Source organism: Rhodanobacter soli, assembly GCF_039523495.1.
Taxonomy (GTDB): domain Bacteria; phylum Pseudomonadota; class Gammaproteobacteria; order Xanthomonadales; family Rhodanobacteraceae; genus Rhodanobacter; species Rhodanobacter soli.
Map to the genome: position 1 here is coordinate 2057265 of NZ_BAAAFK010000001.1, position 19177 is coordinate 2076441.

Below are 19177 nucleotides of genomic sequence, written 5' to 3' on the forward strand. Positions count from 1 at the left end.
TTCAGGCGGCCTCGTGCGCGTGCTGCATCACGTCCAGCGCCAGGGTGGAATGCGCATACGCGCCGCCCGCGCGCATCTCGGCGGCGACCCAGATCGCTTCCATGATCTGCTGCTCGCTGGCCCCCTGCTTCAAGGCTTCGGCCGTGTGGCCCTTGATGCAGTAGGGGCATTGGGTGACATGCGCCACCGCCACCGCGATCAGCTGCTTGGTGACGTTCGGCAGCGCGCCGTCGGCAAATACCGCCGCGCTGAACGCCTTGAACGCCTTCAGCGGTTCCGGCGCCAGTTCACGGCGCTTGTGCGCCAGTTCCGCAGTGGATGACGGATACATCGGATGCTCCATGGCGACACTCCTTGCAGATGACCGACCGGCCGCACGCTGCCTACACACCCAGCTGCAGTCCGAGATTGTTGTGCTCCAGCACGCGTTCGGCGCGATAGCTCGAACGCACCAGCGGCCCGGCGACGGCCTCCAGGAAACCCTTGCCGAGCGCCAGTTCGCGGTAGTGCCGGAACTCGTCCGGGGTGACGAAACGCTGCACCGGCAGGTGATGCGGGCTGGGCCGCATGTACTGGCCCAGCGTAACGACGTCGACGTGGGCGCCGCGTATATCGTCCAGCGTGCGCTCGATCTCTGCGTCGGTCTCGCCCAGGCCCAGCATCAGGCTGGTCTTGGTCAGCGTTTGCGGCGCATGCCGCTTGGCGAAGGCCAGCACGCCGAGCGTCTGCGCATAGCCGGCGCGCGGATCGCGCACGGGATGGGTCAGTCGTTCCACCGTCTCGATGTTCTGCGCATAGACAACCAGTCCGGCGTCGAGCACGGTCGCCACGGCGTTGTGGTTGCCGGCGAAGTCCGGGGTCAACGCCTCCACCGCGGTCTGCGGCGAGCGCTGGTGGATCGCCTGCACGCAGGCGGCGTAGTGCGCCGCGCCGCCGTCGGCCAGGTCATCGCGATCGACCGAGGTCAGTACCACGTACTTCAGCCCCATCAGCGCCACCGCGTCGGCGACCTGCAGCGGCTCCAGCGGGTCGAGCCAGCCGTTCGGGTTGCCGGTGCTCACCGAGCAGAACTTGCACGCGCGCGTGCACACCGAGCCCATCAGCATCAGCGTGGCGGTGCCGCGGCCCCAGCACTCGGCGATGTTCGGGCATTTCGATTCGGCGCATACCGTATTCAGCTTGTGGCTGCGCACGATCTCGTGCACCGCTTCGTACTGCGCCCCGCCCGGCAGCTTGACCCGCAGCCACGGCGGCTTGCGATCGACATCCGGCGTGCCGGTGGCGGCGTTCGGGCGAATGCCGCCCTTGACCGCACGGGTGCCTTGCGGGCTGACGTACTTGCTACCGTCGGGAACGGATTCGCTGCTGGACATGAAATGCACGGTTCGGGGAAACCCACGCAGTCTCCCGCGACCTCCGCTCGGGCGCCCTGATGCATATCAAGGCAGCCGGAGCGACCCCGTGCGTGGTTTGCCGGATCAGCCGCGCTTCGGCGGCACCAGCTTCAGCCGTGCCGGTACCAGTGGCTGGCTCGGACACAGCAGGTGCTGCACTTCCTCGGGCCGCAACGGATAGGAATACAGATAACCCTGCCCCTCGACACAACCGCTGCACAGCAGGAAATCGTGCTGTGCCTCGGTCTCGATGCCCTCGGCGATCGTGGTCAGGCCGAGGCTTTTCGCCATCGCCAGCATCGCCTCGGTGATCGCCGCGTCGTTGCTGTCGCCCGGCAGGCCGGTGACGAAGGAGCGATCGATCTTCAGATACGCCACCGCGGGCAGCTTGAGATAGGCCATCGAGGAGTAGCCGGTGCCGAAATCGTCGATCGCCACTTCGATGCCGAGCGTGTGCAGGGTCTGCATGGTGCGCTCGATGTCGTCGCCCAGGCGAAGCATCGCACTCTCGGTAATCTCCAGCAGCAAGCGGCTCGCCGACAGGTGCCGCGCCTGCAGGGCCCGGCTGATCCCGTCGACGAAGGCCGGATGGCCGAACCAGCGCGCCGAGATGTTCATCGCCACGCGGATCGGCGGCACGCCGGCCAGGTCCCAGGCCTGGATCTGCGCGCAGGTAGCCTGCATCACCCATTCGTCGATGCGGCGGATCAGGCCCAGGCCTTCCGCCACCGGGATGAATTCGGCCGGCAGCACTTCGCCGCGTTCCGGATGCTGCCAGCGCACCAGCGCCTCCACCGCCACGATGCGACCGGTACGCAATTCCACGCTGGGCTGGAACACCAGATGGAATTCGTTGCGCGCCAGCGCCTGGCGCAGCTCGGTGGCCAGCTGCAGGCGCCGGCGGGTATCGGCGTGCATCATCGGGGTATAGAAACGGAACGCATTGCGTTCCTCGGTCTTCGCCGCATACATCGCCGCGTCGGCATTCGCGATCAGCGCTGCCGCGTTGTCGCCGTCCAGCGGATAGCCGGCCACGCCGATGCTGGCGCTCAGCACGATCTCGTAATCGTCCACCAGCAACGGCTCGGACAAGGTGGTAAGCAGGCGATTGACGATCGCCCGCGCGTCCTCGCGCAGGATCAGCCGCGGGATCAGCACGGTGAACTCGTCGCCACCGATGCGCCCGGCCACGTCGCCCTCGGACAACTGCCGGCGGATCCGTTCCGCCACCTTCATCAGCAGGCGGTCGCCGATCGCATGGCTGTAGCTGTCGTTGACGATCTTGAAAGCATCCAGGTCGATGAACAACACGACCACGGCCAGCCGCTCGCGTTCGGCCACCGCGATCGCCTCGGCGCAGTGCCGCTCGAACTCGGCGCGGTTGACCAGGCCGGTCAGCGGGTCGTGCCGCGCCATGCGCTCCAGCCGGTGCTGGTTCGCCTTCGCCTCATGGATGTCGGTGAGCACGGCGACGTAGTAGACCATCTGGCCTTCGGCGTCGCGAATTGCGCTGATGCTCAGGTGCTCGGGATAGCTGCTGCCGTCGCTGCGGGTGCTCAGGACCTCGCCCATCCAGTTGTGGCCCATCGCCACACTGTCCCAGATCGACTGCGGCAGCGGTTTGCCGTCGGGCAGGCGGCGGCTGTCGTCGAGACGCTTGCCCTGCAGCGACTGGCTGGTGAAGCCGGTCAGTTCGGTATGCGCCGCATTGGTCGAGATCACCCGCCGCCCGGCATCGGCAATGATCACGCCCTCGGCAATGCTGGCCAGTGCCTCGGCGGCGACCCGGCGCTCCTGTTCCATCGCCACCCGTTCGGAGATGTCGCGGATGATCGCCTGGCGCACTGGCCGGTTACCCCAGTTGGCCACGCTGGTCTGGGTCTCCACCGGGCGTGTCTGGCCATCCCGGCCCAGCAGCGCGTTGGTGGCAGCCCGGCCGGCCTGCTGCCCCGCCATGGACTGCATGAACAGGTGCACGAAACGGTCGCCGACAAGCTCGGCCGCGCTGCGCCCGGTCCACGCCGTGGCGGTCCGGTTGACGTCCAGGATCCGCCCGCTGGTCTCGTCGACCATCACGATCGCGTCGGCCGCACTGTCGAACAGCAGGCGGTAGCGTTCCTCGGTACCGCGAATGCTGGCCAGGATGCGGCGTGCCATACCAAGCCACAAAAGGGCCGCGATGGCTGCCGCCGTCAATACGCCGCCAAAAAGCACCCCCCCTATCCAGACGGCACCATCGGCAATCGCGCGCGAAAACAATTTGCTGCGCGGCTCGATATAGCTGTTGATCGCAGCGATGCGTTCGCGCTGGCGGGTGACTTCTGCGTAGCTGATTCCGCCAGTTGCGTAACCAGCCTCCAGCGAGGCCGCTATAGCATTGAGTTGCGCAATGGAGCTGTCGGTCGAACGCCAGGCTTGCAGCGCATCACGCATGTAGGGTGCATCTGCAAAATGGTGCAATATGAAGACCACACTGGGGATCGCAATCGTGACCGTCTTGCTATTTCGCAGTGCGCCGGCCACCGCTTCGTAGTCATAGTTGCCTGTCGCAATCTGATCACGCGCCCATTGATCGGCCATCAACACTTCGTAGTTGAGCTTGTAGTCGGCCAGATCCGCCGCCCCGCCTTTCGCTGCGTAGGCATCCAGGGATATCACGGTCTGCTTCTGTGCCTTAGACCAAATGCTCTCGCCGTTGAGGAACCCGGCGAGAGCCACCTGAACCTGCAATGCCCCCCAAGTCAGCGCCAGGATCAGCCCGACCATGCCCACCAACGCATACGCAAGTGGTATCAAGCGTCGTGACAACGGTCGTTGCAAAGTAATTGTGGAATTACGCACTGCATCCCCTGTTTCGCGACCAGCGAATCAATTCCCGGGCACTGCACTAAGGCGTAACCAACCGTCAGGCAGCGGCGCCGCTCACCACCTCCAACAGACGATGTGGCTCAACACAGCGATCAGCGAGAATCCGCATGCTGGTATAGCTTCGCTTGATGCACTCGCCGATATAAGCCACTTCATCGACTGCCGGGTTTGTGCCCATCAGTGTACAGACTATCTCCAGTGCCTCCCACGGATGTGTGTCGTCGTAGGCAGCGTGAAGCTGCAGCCAGCGCAATGTTCCTGCCCTGATCCTGGAAGGGAAGCTTTCCGCGTAGCTTTTGCTTTCGAAGATCAATTGCGACCATTCGCCCGTTGCGCCTTCGACCGCATAGTTGGTGGCCGCGATGCTCGCAGCCAGCGTGTCGCGGGTGCTGACATCCTCACACCAGTTCGCCAGCACCTCGGTACCGCGGGGTGGAGTCCCCAGCAGCAACTTTTCACGGGGGATACCCGCCCCTTCTGCCCAGTTGAGCCAATATTCGGCGTGATTCTGCTCGACCCGGATATTGCGAACCAACCAGCGGCGCGCAAGATTGTCTCCGGGGCTGCGACCGAAGCGTGTCTTGAGCAGACTCTTGGCCATATAGGCGGGAAAGCGTTCGATCACCGGCCAGATGCCCACCATGAAATTGGTGGTACCGGACATGCCCAATGTTCCGTTGCTCATTCTTTCCCATAGCTCATGGGTAACCACACTCTGCTTGGTGCTTTCGCAATCGGCCACCATATCCTGCGCCCACTGCGGGTAGCTGCTCAGTTCGGTCAGGGGGCCGGTACGCTCGAAAAGGGTATTCATTTGATTCACCTCGGTCGTCAATGGAGCTGCAGTCGACTGCAGCGTGATGGCCGGCAGGCAGCACAGAGCCTCCCCTGCCGGCCGTGATCCGGCATCGTGGGTGATGCCGAAATTCCTGGACACATCGTGGTCGCGGCTCCTATCGCGCAAGCCATGCCCCAGGGCGTACGCGGAGTACGCCGGCGTGCCTGTTCTTGTTGCGGCCTGGTTCGCACCGACCGGATGATGGACGGCCAATCCAGCCCGCTCCGTTCACATGTCGTCCACGGGAAGAAGAAAATGCTGGTTGCGACACGCCGGGGGGAATCTGCGCAGACCATGGCCCGCTTCCGGCACCGGCGGGCAACTGTGCCCCTGCCACCAGATACTCGCCCACACACCGTCGAAGGGGAAGCTCCATGAGCACTGCCGCCCAGCCATTGACTCCGGAAGATCCCGAACTGTCGCCGTGGTGGCTGCGCACGGTGGTGATCGTGATGGTGCTGGGTTTCGCCGGATTGCTCACGATTACCTCGCTGGCTTATCGCAATGCCCCACCCATCCCGGCCCAGGTGGTGGACGCGCAAGGCAACCGGCTGTTCAGTGGCGACGACATCAGCGAGGGCCAGACAGTCTTCCTGAAATATGGACTGATGAACAACGGCAGCATCTGGGGCCACGGTGCCTACCTCGGGCCAGATTACTCGGCCGAGGCCTTGCACCGTATCGGCGAGGACACCGCAGCGGCGATCGCACAACAGCAATACCAGCAACCGCTGTCAGCACTGACTCCGGGCCAGCGCGCGGCAGTGCATGCGGAAACGGCTGTCGAATTGAAGACCAACCGCTACGACGCCGCCAGCGGCACGTTGCAGCTGACCGCACCGGAAACCGCAGCCTATCGCCAGCAGGTCCCTTACTGGACCGACTACTTCCTGCACCCGGAGCGCAACGGCGGGCTCAAGGCAGGGTTGATCAGCGACCCCACCGAGCTGCACCAGTTCACCGCGTTCGTGAGCTGGGCCGCCTGGGCTTCAGTGGCGAACCGCCCCGGCGAAAACTACTCGTATACCAACAACTTTCCGTACGACCCCGACGTCGGCAACATCGCGGTGCCGGGTGCGCTGCTGTGGAGCGCGCTGAGCCTGATCGTGCTGCTGGCCGGCATCGCCGTAGTGCTGCTGATGTTCGGCAAGTTCGACTACCTCGGCTGGATCAGCCGTGGCCAGCACATCCACCCGCACCTGCTGCCGGGCGTGGCCAGCCCCGGCCAGCGCGCATTGGTGAAGTTCTTCGTGGTGGTGGCGCTGCTGTTCCTGGCACAGACCTTGGTGGGCGGTGCGGTAGCGCACTACCGCGCCGACCCGGGCAGCTTCTACGGCTTCCAGCTGGAAACGATCTTCCCCAGCAACCTGATGCGCACCTGGCACCTGCAGACGGCCATCTTCTGGATCGCCACCGCCTACGTCGCCGCCGCGCTGTTCTTGGGCCGCACGCTGCGCAACGACGAGCCGCGCTGGTTCGCCCCGTGGGTGCACCTGCTGTTCGGCGCGTTCGTGGTGGTGATCGGCGGCAGCCTGCTCGGCGAGTGGCTGGGCATTTCGCAGATGCTCGGCAAGTGGTGGTTCTGGCTGGGCAACCAGGGCTGGGAGTTCCTCGAACTGGGTCGGATCTGGCAGTTGCTGCTGGTGGTCGGCCTGCTGGCGTGGTTCGCGATGCTGTGGCTGCTGGTACGGTCGCGCACGCTGGCCAACCCGGAATCGAAACCCCTGGTGAAGATGTTCCTGTTCGCCGCGGTGGCGATTCCGCTGTTCTACATTCCGGCGCTGTTCTTCGGCGCGAAGACGAACTACACCGTGGTCGATACCTGGCGCTTCTGGATCATCCACCTGTGGGTCGAGGGCTTCTTCGAATTTTTCGCCACCACGGTGGTGGCGCTGACCTTCTACCAGCTCGGCCTGACCCGCCGCAACGTGGCGCTGCGGGTGATCTACCTGGATGCCATCCTGTACTTCGGCGGCGGCCTGATCGGCACCGGCCACCACTGGTATTTCACCGGCCAGACCAGCGTCAACATGGCGATGTCGGCAATGATCTCGGTGCTGGAGGTGGTGCCGCTGACCCTGCTCACGCTGGACGCGTGGGACTTCGTGCACACCACCCGCGGCCAGTGCGACGTGTGCGGCAAGTCGGTGGCGGTGCCGCACAAATGGACGTTCTACTTCCTGATCGCGGTGGGCGTGTGGAACTTCGTCGGCGCCGGCATCTTCGGCTTCCTGATCAACCTGCCGATCGTCAGCTACTACGAAGTCGGTACCCAGCTCACGCCGAACCACGGCCACGCCGCGATGATGGGCGTGTTCGGCATGCTGGCGCTGGCGCTGATGGTGTTCACGCTGCGCCAGACCAGCAGCGACGAGCGTTGGGCCGGCATGGAGAAATATGTCAAGGTCGGCTTCTGGGGCAGCAACATCGGCCTTGCCATGATGGTCGTGTTCAGCCTGTTCCCCAGTGGTGTGCTGCAGGTATGGGACGTGGTGCAGCATGGCTACTGGCACGCTCGCTCGCTCGACTTCATCGGCAGCCCGCGCTCGCACCTGATCGAGTGGATGCGCCTGCCCGGCGACCTGGTCTTCATCATCTTCGGCGCGATCCCGCTGACCATCGCCGCGATCAAGGGCTATCTTGGCGTGCGTGCCCCGCCGCACCAGTGACGGGCCTGCCATCGCTCGGGGTGCGCTTGACGCGCCGATCCCTGGTCGTCATTTATCGTTGGGTAAATAATGGCCAGGCACCCCGCCGCCCCGGTCCCGGCAGCGGGCGAAAAAGCCGCTGCGCACCCACCACGCGCGCACAAGGCCGCAGAGGTAACCCCGCCATGAGTCCATCCGAGGCTGCTACCGGGCCATTGGCCCAAGTCGACTGCCAACGCGATGTCGACGGCTGGACCCTGGTCTTCGCGCGCGAGTTGCCGCGACCACCCGAACGCGTATGGGACGTGCTCACCGACCCCGCCCAGCTGCGCGCCTGGTCGCCGTATACCGCGAACCGCAATCTCGGCGCGGTCGGCGACGCCAGCCTGAGCATGCTCGACAGCGAGCAGCCGGACATCCCCACCACGGTGACCCGTGCCGAGCCGCCGCGCGTGCTGGAATACAGCTGGCAGCTGGAGCAGTTCGGCCGCAGCGTGCTGCGCTGGGAGCTGGAGCCGAGCGCGAGCGGTACGCGGCTGACCCTGCGCCAGACCATCCGCGACCAGGACTGGATCCCCAAGGTCGCCGCCGGCTGGCACCTATGCCTGTTCGTGGCCGAACGCCTGCTGCAGGGCCGGCCGGTCGCGCCGATCATCGGCGAGATCGCACTGGCCCATGGCTGGGCCGGACTGCGTGACGCCTACGCGGCGGAGTTGCACATCGCCGGCAAAGACCCGCCGCACGACCACTGAACGGCCGGCACCCGGTGACTCATCCCGAATCACTGCTGCTGGCCGGCATCACCCACGGGAGAACGCTCATGAGCTACGTCGATGGTTTCGTGGTCCCCGTTCCGCAGCAGAACCTGGCGGCTTACCGCACGATGGCCCGCAAGGCAGGCAAGGTCTGGCGCGAGCATGGTGCGCTGGAATACGTCGAATGCGTCGCCGACGACGTCCACCCGGGCAAGCTCACCTCGTTCCCGCAGGCGGTGAAGCTCAAGGATGGCGAGGTGGTGGTGTTCTCGTGGATCGTCTACCGCTCGCGCAAGGATCGCGACCGCATCAACAAGCTGGTGATGGCCGATCCGCGGCTGGCATCAATGATGGATCCGAAAGCACTGCCGTTCGACGGCAAGCGGATGTTCTTCGGCGGCTTCAGGACGATCGTCGAGTTGTAGCGATCATCGGCCAAGCGCACTGATATCCGCCGCTTCCAGCACCGGCTTCGGCGCCCCGTGCCGAGCCACCGACAGCATCGCACGGCCGACGATTTCGGTGCTCAGCACGGTGCCCGGCATCAGCGCGCGCAGCAACGGCAGCAGCGGCCGGCTCAGCGTGTAGAACCAGCGGTACGTATCCGTCTTCGAGCGGATGCCGTGCAGCGGCTGGATGATGCCGGGGCGGAAGACATATATCGCCTTGAACGGCAGCCGCTGCAGCGCGTTCTCCAGCCGCCCGCGCACCCGTTTCCACATGGTCGTGCTGGTTTCGCTGCTGTCCGCGCCGGCACCGGATATGTAAACGAAGCACATCGACGGGTTGAGCCGGGCCAGTGTCTGCGCCACCGCCAGGGTGAGGTCGTGGGTGAGCCGGGTGTACTCGGTCTCCGCCATGCCGGACGAGGTCATCCCGATGCAGAAGAAGCCGGCGTCGAAACCGCTCAGCTGCGCCTCGATCGCACGGCAGTCGAACAAGTCCGCGTGCACCAGCTCGCGCAGCTTCGGATCCTGCTGCCCGGTCGGCGTGCGGCCCAGCGTCACCACCTCGGTCACGTCATCGGCCAGCAGGCATTCGCGCAACACGCCTTGCCCCACCATGCCGGTGGCACCGAGCAACAGCACCTTCATGCTCAAGCTCCTTTCAGTCGGGTGAACCCGTCCGCGCTCCACGCCTCGCTGCCCACGCCGTGGTGCACGAAGAACAGGCCGGCCGGGTCGTACTTTCGCTTCGCCGCCGCCAGCCGCGGGTAGTTTGCACCCCAGAACGAGGTCGACCAATCGCGCTCGAAGTAGTCACTCTCCGATACATACGACCCCGCACCAGGCGCTGCACGCCGCAGCGCGTCGATCGCCTTGCCCATGGCTGTGGCGCGATCGCGCGCGCGCGCCAGATCCGGCGTCGGACCAGGCATGCCGGGGAACGCCGGCGGGCCGTCGCCGGCGATGATCGTGAGCGCGAACGCGTCCAGCACCTGCGGATTCGTCGCGGTGTCCTTCGCTGAGGCAATCTCGGGCGCAGCGGCACCGGCCAACCCCTTGTTGAAATGAAAGCCCACGTCCCAGTGGCGTGTGCAGGCAAACAACGCGTCGACCAGCTGCGCTTGCCGCTCCTTGCGCAACAGCGACGCCGGCAACCATGCCGATTTGTAGCCGTGGATGAACCAGCCCACCTGGCCTTGGTCGCCCGCCCATAGCACATGGTTCCGCGGCGCGCCGGGGCGGTCGTCGTCGACCATGATTCCGGGCGCGTGTTGCCGGAAGAACTCGGCATCCCAGAAATGCCGGGCCGGCAGCGCCAGTGTCTGAAAAGGTTTCTCGAAGGAATACGGCTTGCGCGCGCGAACCCAGTCGAGCAACGGCGCCCAGGTCTGCTCGGCCTGCTGCTGGCTCAGGCCCTGGAACACCATATTGATATGCACGGTGTTGTCCGACCCGAAGCTGATCTGCTCGCCCCAGTGCGGGTTGAACAGCACGCCCTGGTAGAAGTCGATCACCTGCGCGATCAGGGCACGGTACGCCGCATCCGACGAGGCCTTGATCGAGCCGAACGCCCCGCCGAAGAACTCCGGCAGTTCGCGCGTACGCAAGGTCAACCGGGTGATCACGCCCAGGCTGCCGCCGCCACCGCCCTTGATCGCCCAGAACAGGTCCGGGTGGGTGCAGGCGTTGGCGATGCGCACCTGGCCGTCGGCGGTGACGATCTCCGCCTCCAGCAGGCCCGCCGCCGCGGTGCCGTAGTGCTTCGAGAAACTGCCGAAGCCGCCGCTCTGCACCAGCCCGGCCACGCCCACCGTGGTGCAGCCGCCGCCCTGCACATAGCGACCGCCGCGGGTGGTCACCGCGTCGTAGGCGTCGATCCACATCGCGCCGGCACCCACCGTCACTGCCGGCTGCGGCGCCTGCGTGCCGGCACAGCCCTGCCCCACGAAGGCATCATGCAAGGTGACGTCGTTCATGTGCCGCGTCCACACCAGCAATGAATCCGGCGCGTCCGAGGTGCCCTGGTAACTGTGTCCGCCGCCCTTCACTACCAGGCGCAGGTTGTGTTCGCGCGCGAAATTCACCGCCGCGACCACGTCCGCCGTGCTTTCGGCGGCGACCGCATACACGCTCGGCTGCGAAGTCCACGCGTCGACCCAGCCGCTGGTCTGGGTCAGCGCCGGCTGGTCGCCCAGATAGAACGGATTGTCCAGATGCTTCAGCGCCTCGTTGCAGGCGGCGCCGGCAGGCGTCGAACCGCAGCCGGCGAAGGGTGACTCCAGCTTGAGCAGGCGGCCGCCCACGTCGTGCTTCAATTCATCCCAACTGGCGGCGGAAGGCCACATCGGGTCGCCGGGTCGCACTCGTGAACGAAAACGCGCAGGCATCACGGCAGCCGCCCGGGCCGCCGCCAACCCGCCGGAAAGGATGCCCGGCAGGAGCGGGATCGCCAGCGCGGCTTTCAGCAGGTCTCTTCGTTTCATCGAGTCATCCTCCCGGGAGGGTCGTCTTGGAAGCCGCCACGATGGGACGTACCCGCCCCGCACGCCAGCCACCAGTGATGAATCGCGTCGTACCGGTGACCAGTCGCAGCAGGACGGGGTGAATCGTTGCTGCCTCAGCCCGCCGGTTTGCCTGCAGCCATGTCGGCCAGCTTCGCAATGGTGTTCATGTTGCGCGCGGTGCCCGCCTTCGCGGCCGGGATCTTCAGCCGCGAACCGGCCATGCCCTCGCCGTAGTGCACGTAGATCTCGCGCTGCCCCAGCACCAGCCGTTCGCCGTCGACGCCGGTGACGTCCTGCAGCGCCGTGGACGCTGGCGGCGCATCCAGGAAGATCGCCACCGTGCGGTTCCCTGCCGCTTCCGGAAACGGGTTGGCCGCCAGCACCGCGGCCATCTCGGCCGCCGTGCGCACCACCACGCCGACCGGCTTTCCGGCATATTCCTGCAGCTGCTGCTCCAGCGCCTTCTTCACCGCTTTCTCGGCGAGCCGGCTGCCGAACACCACGTTGCCGCTGACGATGTACGTGCGCACGTCGGCAAAACCGGCCGCCTCGCACAACGCCTTGAGCTCGCCCATCGGCAGCTTGCCGGTGCCGCCCACGTTGACGGCGCGCAGCAGCGCCACATAGCTGGTCATGACCGGTCGCCGCGACTGACAGGAAAGCTGCCAGTCTCATGATCGCCACCGGCTTGTTCAAGTGCCCCGGGTGCGAGCCGCCCCGATGCCGTTTCACGCCGCCGCGCTGCGTCGGTCAGTCGTGGTGCTCACGCAGCTGCGGGGGCGTTCCGGCGCGGTCCAGTCCACCCCGTTCGAGCCAGCGGCGGGTGTCCGCCTTGGCGCGCGCGATCAGCACGGCGGCCGCGGAGTAGTCGTACGGCGAGACATCGAGCGGACACAGGCTCGGCACGATCCGCAATTCCACCGCACTGCCGGCAAAGCGGTCAGCGTCGTACACCAGTTGGCGTGCCACCAGCAGGCTGAGCGCGTGCATGGCGCGCGCGATCGCTCCCGACGGCGCCCGCTCGAGCGCGCAGGCAAACCCGGTGGGCAGCACGATCACGCGCGTGGCGCCCAGACCGATCGCCGCCGAGATCGGCGTGTTGTTGGCCACACCACCGTCGACCAGCCAACGCCCGCCGATCCGCACCGGCGGATACACGCCCGGAATGGCAGTACTGGCCAGCACGGCGTCGATGGCCGGGCCGGCGGACAACAACACCTCCTGCCCGGTCAGCATGTCCGACGCCACCAGGTGAACCGGCATGGCCGCGTCTTCCAGGCGCCGATAAGGCAGATGGCGTTCGAGCAGACGCCGCAGGCCGACCGAATCCACCAGATGGTCACGCCGTCGCAGCAAGCCGAACACGCTGCCCAGGTTGAACGGAAACACCTCGCTCCGTTTCAGCGCACACCAGATTCGTTCCAGTTCGCGGGCGCCGGCCATGCTTGGATCGCCGGCGAAATAGGCCGCGTTGATTGCACCGGCGGAGGCACCCACCAGGAACGCCGGCGTCTCGCCCCAGTCGAGCAACGCCTGCAGCATGCCCACCTCGATCGCGCCGAGACTGCCACCACCGGCCAGCACGAAGGCAGTGCGTCGCCGCGCACTCCCAACGACCGGAATTGTCTCTGCCATGTCAGCTACCTGCATGAACCGATACTGCGGCGCGCCCAACCATCTGATGCGCGCCGTGACGGCAGGTTCCTGGCATTGTCCGCGAAATGATCGCCGACGTTATTCCGAACCATTGCGTGATGGTGCCGTCGTGCCGTCGCGGTCGCAAGGAAACCAGGCGGCCGCGTTCGGATAGTCCACCGTCATGCTGAAGCGATCCAGCACCTTGGCGCCGATCGCGCCTTCGGGCGGCTCGTCCATGATGCTGGCCATCATGCCGAGGAAAACGCCGGCGTGCATCAGCCTGGGTGGAATCAGCCGATGTGGAACCGTTCTTCGGGCAGACGACTGTCGATGTAGTGACCGAGACCACCGACCTCCTGCCTGGCATGCGGGCGCTCGGCCCTCGTCTCGGGCATCCGGATGGCCGGACGCCGGTTACCGGTCGCGTGGCCGGCGAATAGCGGCACCGCCTTTTTCGTCGATGGCAGGGTCGGGAATGAAAAGTTCAGGATCAGCATGGCCGCTTCCTCGAATCACGATGGGGGTGACGCTTACAGTAGGCCGGGCGTACGCTCGCAAAAAGCGACATTTTTGCAATCCGATATTGAGGCGGATTCAACATGGGTCGGCTGCCACTCACTGCCCTGCAGGGCTTCGTGCTTGCCGCGCGCACCGGCAACCTCTCGTCGGCGGCAAGACGTCTCAACCTCACCGTCAGCGCGCTCAGCCATCAGATCCGCAGCCTGGAGGAGCGCCTGGGCCGGCGCGTGTTCATGCGTGGGCCGCGCGGCGTCGAACTCACTCCGCACGGCGCGCACCTGCTGGAACTGGTGGGGCCGCAGTTCGAGGCGATCGAACGCGCGCTGCAACAGTTCTGCGCGCCGCACGCCGATGTGCTGACGCTCAGCGTGATGGCATCGGTGGCGTCGAGCTGGCTGCTGCCGCGGCTGCCGCAGTTCGTCGCGCGGTATCCGCAACTGCAGATCAACCTGCAATCGAGCGTGCAGCTGGTGGACTTCGATCGTGAGCCGGTCGATGCGGCGATGCGCTTCGGTCGCGGCGATTGGAAAGGCGTGCACGCCGAGCATCTGTTCGACGACTGGCTCACGCCGATCGCCAGCCCGGGGCTGATCGCGCGACTCGGTCGGCCGACCCTGGCGAAGCTGTCGGACTGGCCGCTGCTGCGCGACCCGGAGAACGTCTGGGCAAAGTGGTTCCACACCTTCGGCGGTACGCCACCCGCGCGCTATGTCGCCCATTTCGACGACAGCGAAACCTTGCACCGCGCCGCCATCGAAGGCATGGGCGTCGCGCTCGGCCGGCTGACCATGGCTCGCCCACTGGTCGACGCCGGGCAGCTGGTGCTGCTCAGCACGCATCGACTGCGCGCCGAGTACGCCCACTACCTGGTCTATCCGCCGCGCAGTGCGGAACACCCCGCGCTGCAGGCATTCCGCGCGTGGCTGCTGGACGAGGCGCGCCGCTACGCGCTCGCACCGGAGCACGCGCCCGCAGCGGAAGGCCGGGGCCGGAAAACGTCAAAGCACGGCCACGCCTGACGACATCCGGGTCGCACCACCTTGCCCTCGGGAGTGCCCGGGCTCAGCTCATTGCGCGCCGGACGGCGGAATGGGCACCAGCACCATCCACGACACGCCGAAACGGTCGACCAGCATGCCGAAGCTGGAGGCGAAGAAGGTCGGCATCAGTGGCTGCTGCACCTGGCCGCCAGCGGCCAGTGCGTCGAACAGGCGTTTCGCCGCAGCGTCGTCGTCGGCGGAAAGCGCCAGCGAGAAACCCTTGAACTCGGGATGGCCGCCGCTGAAGCCGTCCGATACCAGGACCTGGGTCGCGCCGATCTGCAGGCAGGCGTGCATCACCTTGTCCGCCGGCGGCTGCGTGCCGTCCGGGCACTGGGCAGAGCCTTCCCGGCCATCGCCGTAACGCATCAGCATGACCACCTCGGCACCGATCGCCTGGCGGTAGAACGCGATGGCCTCTTCGCAGCGGCCGTCGAAGAACAGGTAGGGCTGGGTTTGCATGGGGTGGCCTCGTCGCAGGGTGGCAAAGCGGAGCCGGACACCGGCTCTCCCGACTGCGACGAACGGCCCGGCCCCAAATCGACAGGCGTCAGCGCATGCTGCCGCTGTCCAGGTAGCGCTGGTGCCACGACAGCGCCTCGTTCAGCAGATGCGGGGTGTGCTTGCCGTCGCTGTCGCGACAGGCCCGGTCGAAGTAATCCTGCAGCATCGGCCGGTAGTCCGGGTGCACGCACTGCGCGATCACCGCCCGCGCGCGCTGCTTCGGCGACAACCCGCGCAGGTCGGCCAGGCCCTGCTCGGTGACCACCACGCCCACGTCGTGCTCGGTATGGTCGACGTGGCTGACCATCGGCACGATCGCGGAGATCGCGCCGCCCTTGGCCGTGCTCGGGCTCATGAAGCAGGACAGGAAGCCGTTGCGGGCGAAATCGCCGGAGCCACCGATGCCGTTGATGATGCGGCTGCCTGCGACGTGGGTGGAATTGACGTTGCCGTACAGGTCGGCCTCGACCATGCCGTTCATCGCGATGCAGCCGAGCCGGCGCACCAGCTCGGCGTGGTTGGACATCTCCTGCGGCCGCAGCACGATGTGCTGGCGGTAGAAGTCGATCCGGCGCACGAACTCTTCCACGCCCTCGGGGCTCAGCGACAGCGAGGTGGCCGAGGCCATCGCGATGGTGCCGTCGCCGATCAGTTCCAGCATGCCGTCCTGGATCACCTCGGTGAACGCGGTCAGCCCGCGGAAGCCACCCTCGCGCAGGCCACCCAGTACCGCATTGGCGATGTTGCCCACGCCGGATTGCAGCGGCAGCAACTGCTCGCCCAGCCGCCCCGCGGCGATCTCGTGGCGGAAGAACTCCACCAGGTGTTCGGCGATGCGCCGCGACGCCTCGTCCGGCGGCGCGAACCGGCCCAGCCGGTCGGGAGCATCGCTTTCCACCACTGCGATCACCTTGTCCAGGTCACAGCGCAAGTACGGCTCGCCGATGCGGTCGCCCGGCTGCAGCAGCGGGATCGGCTTGCGATGCGGCGGTAGCGCGGTGCCGTAGTAGATGTCGTGCATGCCATCGAGCCCTTCGGGCTGACGCCGGTTCACCTCCAGGATCACCTTGTCGGCCAGGTCCAGCCAGGTCTTGTTGTTGCCCACCGAGGTGGACGGCACCAGCCGGCCGTCGGGCAGGATGCCGGCAACCTCGATCAGCGCGACGTCGATCTTGCCGAGGAAACCGCACCACGCGTACTGCGCCACCTGGCCCAGGTGGATGTCCATGTACTCGATCTGGCCGGCATTGATGCGCGCGCGCAGTTCCGGATCGGACTGGTACGGCAGGCGGAAGTCGATGCCGCCCACGCGGGCCAGTGCACCATCCAGCTCGGGCGCGGTCGAGGCCCCGGTGAGGATGCGCAGCGCGAACTTGTCGCCGCGCTCGTGCGCCGCGGCGATGCGCGTGGCCAGCGCCAGCGGCACGGCCTTGGGGTAGCCGGCGCCGGTAAAACCGCTCATGCCCACGGTCATGCCCGGCAGGATCAGCTCGGCCGCCTGCTCCGCCGACATGCGGCGCGCGGCCAGAGTGGGATGTGCAATGCGTGCTGTCATGGTTTTTTCAACTCGTCAGAATGGTTGGCACAGGAAGCGTCACCGAGCGTACCGGCAGGCCGCGACCCGGCCAAAAGTCCATTCTGGACGCGCGGATGCGCGCCGCCAAGGCGACCTTCGGCGCCTGCGTCAAAGCGCCACCGCCGCCCGGCTTTTGCAAGCGCGGCCCAGTGGTGGTCAACTTCACGAGACATGGCGGCACCGACGACCACCAGGGGAATGACCGACCGATGTACACACACACCTCGAAAAACCCGCGCCCGCAGGCACATCACCAGCACCTGTCGCGCCTGCTGCTGACCGCGGCGCTGCTCGCCTTCAGCCTGGTCGCCACCGCGCAGGCCGCCCCGCCTGAACAGGCGCGCTGGCAGCACCAGGCGCAGGCGATCACGATCACCCGCGACGACTGGGGCATCGCCCACGTGCACGGCCGCACCGATGCCGATGCGGTGTTCGGCATGGCCTACGCGCAGGCCGAGGACGACTTCAACCGGGTCGAGACGAACTACCTCAACGCGCTGGGCCGGCTCGCCGAGACCGAGGGCGAATCGGCAATCTGGAGCGATCTGCGCCAGCAACTGTTCATCGACCCGGTCGAGCTGCAGGCGCTGTACGCGAAGAGTCCCGCCTGGCTGCAGGCGCTGATGAACAGCTGGGCCGATGGGCTCAACTATTACCTGGCCACGCATCCCGACGTGCATCCGCGCGTGATCAAGCACTTCGAACCGTGGATGGCGCTCAGCTTCAGCGAGGGCAGCATTGGTGGCGACATCGAACGCGTTTCGCTCGAACAGCTCGCCGCCTTCTACGGCACCGACGGCAAGAAATTCGCCGTCATGGCGACGCCGGCGAGCTGGGTCGAGCCGACCGGCTCGAACGGCTTCGCGATCGCACCGAAGCTCACCGCCGACGGCCACGCGTTGCTGTGGATCAACCCGCACACCTCGTTCTTCTTCCGCTCGGAACTGCAGATGACCAGCGACGAAGGGCTGGACGCGTACGGCGCGGTGACCTGGGGCCAGTTCTTCATCTACCAGGGTTTCAACCACCACATCGGCTGGATGCACACGTCCACCGGCGCCGACGTGGTCGACGAATTCGCCGAGACCATCGTGCACAAGGGCGGCAAGCTGTTCTATCGCTACGGCAAGGAGCTGCGGCCGGTCACCACGCGCACGATCCGCGTGGCGTATCGCGCGAAGAACGGCTCGATGGCCACGCGCAGCTTCGACGCCCGCTTCACCCACCACGGCCCGGTCGTGCGCGCAGCCGACGGCAAGTGGATCGCCATCGCGCTGATGAACAAGCCGCTGGAGGCGCTCCAGCAGAGCTGGCTGCGCACCAAGGCGAGCGACTACGCCAGCTACATGAAAGTCGCCGAGCTCAAGGCCAATTCCTCGAACAACACGATCTTCGCCGACGACAAGGGCGAGATCGCATACATGCACCCGCAGTTCATCCCGAAACGCGACAACCGCTTCGACTACACCAAGCCGGTCGACGGCAGCAACCCGGCCACCGACTGGAAAGGCCTGCACGCGCTCGACGAGGCGCCGCACCTGCTCAACCCGCCGAACGGCTGGATCATGAACACCAACAACTGGCCGTACTCCGCTGCCGGCAAGTTCAGCCCGCGACAGGCGGACTACCCGCGCTACATGGACACCTTCGGCGAAAACCCGCGTGGCATCCACGCCACCCGCGTACTGGATGGCGTGCGCGACTTCAGCAAGGCCTCGCTGATCACCGCCGCGTTCGACTCGTACCTGCCGGCGTTCTCGCGACTGGTGCCGGTGCTGGTCCACGACTACGACATGCTGCCCGACAACGATCCGCTGAAGCCGCGCCTGGCCGGCCAGGTCGCCCTGCTGCGCAGCTGGGACTATCGTTGGGGTATCGCCTCGATGCCGACCTCGCTGGCGGTGTTCTGGGGTGACACGCTGTGGGATCAGGTGCATGCCCAGGCGGAGTCCGAAGATCTTTCCGTATACGACTACATGGCCGGCAACGCCGGTGCGAAAGCGCGTCTCCGCGCACTGGTCGAAGCGTCCGACCGGCTGGAAAAGGATTTCGGCAGCTGGGGCGTGCCGTGGGGTGAGATCAACCGCTTCCAGCGCAACGACGGTGCCATCGTGCAGACCTTCGACGACGCCAAACCGAGCATCCCGGTGCCGTTCGTGTCGTCACGCTGGGGCTCGCTGGCCTCGTTCGGCGCGCACCGCTGGCCCGGCACGAAGCGCTACTACGGCACCGGCGGCAACAGCTTCGTCGCGGTGGTCGAATTCGGCCCGAAGGTCAGCGCCCGCGCGATCACCGCCGGCGGCGAGAGCGGCCACCCAAGTTCGAAACACTTCAACGACGAGGCCGAGCGCTACACCACCGGCAACCTGCGCACGGTGTACTTCTGGCCCGAACAACTGGAGGGGCACACCGAGCGGGTCTACCACCCGGGCAAATGAGCCGCCGCG

Annotated in this window: 17 protein-coding genes; 5 read left to right on the top strand and 12 right to left on the bottom strand. The window is 66.4% G+C overall.

All coding sequences use genetic code 11. The annotated features are described in order from the left end of the window. Window position 1: 1 nt before the first annotated feature. The 4 genes from ABD024_RS09355 to ABD024_RS09370 form a co-directional block, all read right to left on the bottom strand. Window positions 2-343 (bottom strand): carboxymuconolactone decarboxylase family protein, encoded by a 342-nt coding sequence (locus ABD024_RS09355; protein ID WP_343851894.1) that lies wholly within the window; start codon window positions 341-343, stop codon window positions 2-4. 40 nt (window positions 344-383) lie between these two features. Continuing rightward, window positions 384-1373: a lipoyl synthase gene (gene lipA / locus ABD024_RS09360; protein ID WP_343851896.1), complete on the bottom strand. Its 990-nt coding sequence runs from the start codon at window positions 1371-1373 to the stop codon at window positions 384-386. Between the two features lie 105 nt (window positions 1374-1478). Beyond that, on the bottom strand, window positions 1479-4160 hold the full coding sequence (locus ABD024_RS09365; protein WP_343851898.1) for a putative bifunctional diguanylate cyclase/phosphodiesterase: 2682 nt from the start codon (window positions 4158-4160) through the stop codon (window positions 1479-1481). 139 nt (window positions 4161-4299) lie between these two features. After that, window positions 4300-5076 carry an iron-containing redox enzyme family protein gene (locus ABD024_RS09370; RefSeq protein WP_343854589.1) on the bottom strand — a complete coding sequence of 259 codons (777 nt, stop codon included), beginning with the start codon at window positions 5074-5076 and terminating at the stop codon, window positions 4300-4302. A gap of 398 nt (window positions 5077-5474) precedes the next feature. Here ABD024_RS09370 and ABD024_RS09375 point away from each other — a divergent pair, with 398 nt between their 5' ends. The 3 genes from ABD024_RS09375 (at window position 5475) to ABD024_RS09385 (ending at window position 8928) form a co-directional block, all read left to right on the top strand. Further along, window positions 5475-7769, top strand: coding sequence for a nitric-oxide reductase large subunit (locus ABD024_RS09375; RefSeq protein WP_343851900.1), 2295 nt, complete (start codon window positions 5475-5477; stop codon window positions 7767-7769). Between the two features lie 164 nt (window positions 7770-7933). Further along, window positions 7934-8500 carry an SRPBCC family protein gene (locus ABD024_RS09380; protein WP_343851902.1) on the top strand — a complete coding sequence of 189 codons (567 nt, stop codon included), beginning with the start codon at window positions 7934-7936 and terminating at the stop codon, window positions 8498-8500. Window positions 8501-8568: 68 nt separating this feature from the next. Further along, a complete protein-coding gene (locus ABD024_RS09385; RefSeq protein ID WP_343851904.1) occupies window positions 8569-8928 on the top strand; it encodes a DUF1428 domain-containing protein in 360 nt (119 codons plus the stop codon). A 3-nt stretch (window positions 8929-8931) separates the two neighbouring features. Here the strand turns inward: ABD024_RS09385 and ABD024_RS09390 are convergent, their stop codons facing one another. From ABD024_RS09390 to ABD024_RS09415, 6 genes are all read right to left on the bottom strand, one after another. After that, window positions 8932-9597: an NAD-dependent epimerase/dehydratase family protein gene (locus ABD024_RS09390; RefSeq protein ID WP_343851906.1), complete on the bottom strand. Its 666-nt coding sequence runs from the start codon at window positions 9595-9597 to the stop codon at window positions 8932-8934. Between the two features lie 2 nt (window positions 9598-9599). After that, window positions 9600-11432, bottom strand: coding sequence for an FAD-binding oxidoreductase (locus ABD024_RS09395; RefSeq protein ID WP_343851908.1), 1833 nt, complete (start codon window positions 11430-11432; stop codon window positions 9600-9602). A 134-nt stretch (window positions 11433-11566) separates the two neighbouring features. Further along, on the bottom strand, window positions 11567-12088 hold the full coding sequence (locus tag ABD024_RS09400; protein WP_343851910.1) for a DUF1697 domain-containing protein: 522 nt from the start codon (window positions 12086-12088) through the stop codon (window positions 11567-11569). A gap of 115 nt (window positions 12089-12203) precedes the next feature. Next, complete coding sequence (locus tag ABD024_RS09405) at window positions 12204-13088, bottom strand: patatin-like phospholipase family protein (RefSeq protein ID WP_343851913.1); 885 nt, start codon at window positions 13086-13088, stop codon at window positions 12204-12206. Window positions 13089-13187: 99 nt separating this feature from the next. Continuing rightward, complete coding sequence (locus tag ABD024_RS09410) at window positions 13188-13367, bottom strand: hypothetical protein (RefSeq protein ID WP_343851915.1); 180 nt, start codon at window positions 13365-13367, stop codon at window positions 13188-13190. 14 nt (window positions 13368-13381) lie between these two features. Continuing rightward, window positions 13382-13588 carry a hypothetical protein gene (locus ABD024_RS09415; protein ID WP_343851917.1) on the bottom strand — a complete coding sequence of 69 codons (207 nt, stop codon included), beginning with the start codon at window positions 13586-13588 and terminating at the stop codon, window positions 13382-13384. Window positions 13589-13690: 102 nt separating this feature from the next. Here ABD024_RS09415 and ABD024_RS09420 point away from each other — a divergent pair, with 102 nt between their 5' ends. Then, window positions 13691-14629: a LysR substrate-binding domain-containing protein gene (locus ABD024_RS09420; protein ID WP_343851919.1), complete on the top strand. Its 939-nt coding sequence runs from the start codon at window positions 13691-13693 to the stop codon at window positions 14627-14629. Between the two features lie 48 nt (window positions 14630-14677). Here the strand turns inward: ABD024_RS09420 and ABD024_RS09425 are convergent, their stop codons facing one another. Further along, window positions 14678-15112, bottom strand: a complete 435-nt coding sequence (locus tag ABD024_RS09425; RefSeq protein WP_343851921.1) for a VOC family protein — start codon at window positions 15110-15112, stop codon at window positions 14678-14680. Window positions 15113-15200: 88 nt separating this feature from the next. After that, on the bottom strand, window positions 15201-16709 hold the full coding sequence (scpC, locus tag ABD024_RS09430; protein ID WP_343851923.1) for a succinyl-CoA:acetate CoA-transferase ScpC: 1509 nt from the start codon (window positions 16707-16709) through the stop codon (window positions 15201-15203). A gap of 230 nt (window positions 16710-16939) precedes the next feature. Between scpC and ABD024_RS09435 the strand changes: the two genes are divergently transcribed. Then, the gene (locus tag ABD024_RS09435) at window positions 16940-19168 is read left to right on the top strand and encodes a penicillin acylase family protein (RefSeq protein WP_343851925.1); all 2229 of its coding nucleotides are present in this window, start codon (window positions 16940-16942) and stop codon (window positions 19166-19168) included. Window positions 19169-19177: the final 9 nt, after the last annotated feature.

What these genes read in the sequence shown, in the direction of transcription:
- ABD024_RS09355 (WP_343851894.1), bottom strand. Translation starts at nt 343, where the DNA reads ATGGAGCATCCGATGTATCCGTCATCCACTGCGGAACTGGCGCACAAG.
- lipA (WP_343851896.1), bottom strand. Translation starts at nt 1,373, where the DNA reads ATGTCCAGCAGCGAATCCGTTCCCGACGGTAGCAAGTACGTCAGCCCG.
- ABD024_RS09365 (WP_343851898.1), bottom strand. Translation starts at nt 4,160, where the DNA reads ATGGTCGGGCTGATCCTGGCGCTGACTTGGGGGGCATTGCAGGTTCAG.
- ABD024_RS09370 (WP_343854589.1), bottom strand. Translation starts at nt 5,076, where the DNA reads ATGAATACCCTTTTCGAGCGTACCGGCCCCCTGACCGAACTGAGCAGC.
- ABD024_RS09375 (WP_343851900.1), top strand. Translation starts at nt 5,475, where the DNA reads ATGAGCACTGCCGCCCAGCCATTGACTCCGGAAGATCCCGAACTGTCG.
- ABD024_RS09380 (WP_343851902.1), top strand. Translation starts at nt 7,934, where the DNA reads ATGAGTCCATCCGAGGCTGCTACCGGGCCATTGGCCCAAGTCGACTGC.
- ABD024_RS09385 (WP_343851904.1), top strand. Translation starts at nt 8,569, where the DNA reads ATGAGCTACGTCGATGGTTTCGTGGTCCCCGTTCCGCAGCAGAACCTG.
- ABD024_RS09390 (WP_343851906.1), bottom strand. Translation starts at nt 9,597, where the DNA reads ATGAAGGTGCTGTTGCTCGGTGCCACCGGCATGGTGGGGCAAGGCGTG.
- ABD024_RS09395 (WP_343851908.1), bottom strand. Translation starts at nt 11,432, where the DNA reads ATGAAACGAAGAGACCTGCTGAAAGCCGCGCTGGCGATCCCGCTCCTG.
- ABD024_RS09400 (WP_343851910.1), bottom strand. Translation starts at nt 12,088, where the DNA reads ATGACCAGCTATGTGGCGCTGCTGCGCGCCGTCAACGTGGGCGGCACC.
- ABD024_RS09405 (WP_343851913.1), bottom strand. Translation starts at nt 13,088, where the DNA reads ATGGCAGAGACAATTCCGGTCGTTGGGAGTGCGCGGCGACGCACTGCC.
- ABD024_RS09410 (WP_343851915.1), bottom strand. Translation starts at nt 13,367, where the DNA reads ATGCACGCCGGCGTTTTCCTCGGCATGATGGCCAGCATCATGGACGAG.
- ABD024_RS09415 (WP_343851917.1), bottom strand. Translation starts at nt 13,588, where the DNA reads ATGCTGATCCTGAACTTTTCATTCCCGACCCTGCCATCGACGAAAAAG.
- ABD024_RS09420 (WP_343851919.1), top strand. Translation starts at nt 13,691, where the DNA reads ATGGGTCGGCTGCCACTCACTGCCCTGCAGGGCTTCGTGCTTGCCGCG.
- ABD024_RS09425 (WP_343851921.1), bottom strand. Translation starts at nt 15,112, where the DNA reads ATGCAAACCCAGCCCTACCTGTTCTTCGACGGCCGCTGCGAAGAGGCC.
- scpC (WP_343851923.1), bottom strand. Translation starts at nt 16,709, where the DNA reads ATGACAGCACGCATTGCACATCCCACTCTGGCCGCGCGCCGCATGTCG.
- ABD024_RS09435 (WP_343851925.1), top strand. Translation starts at nt 16,940, where the DNA reads ATGTACACACACACCTCGAAAAACCCGCGCCCGCAGGCACATCACCAG.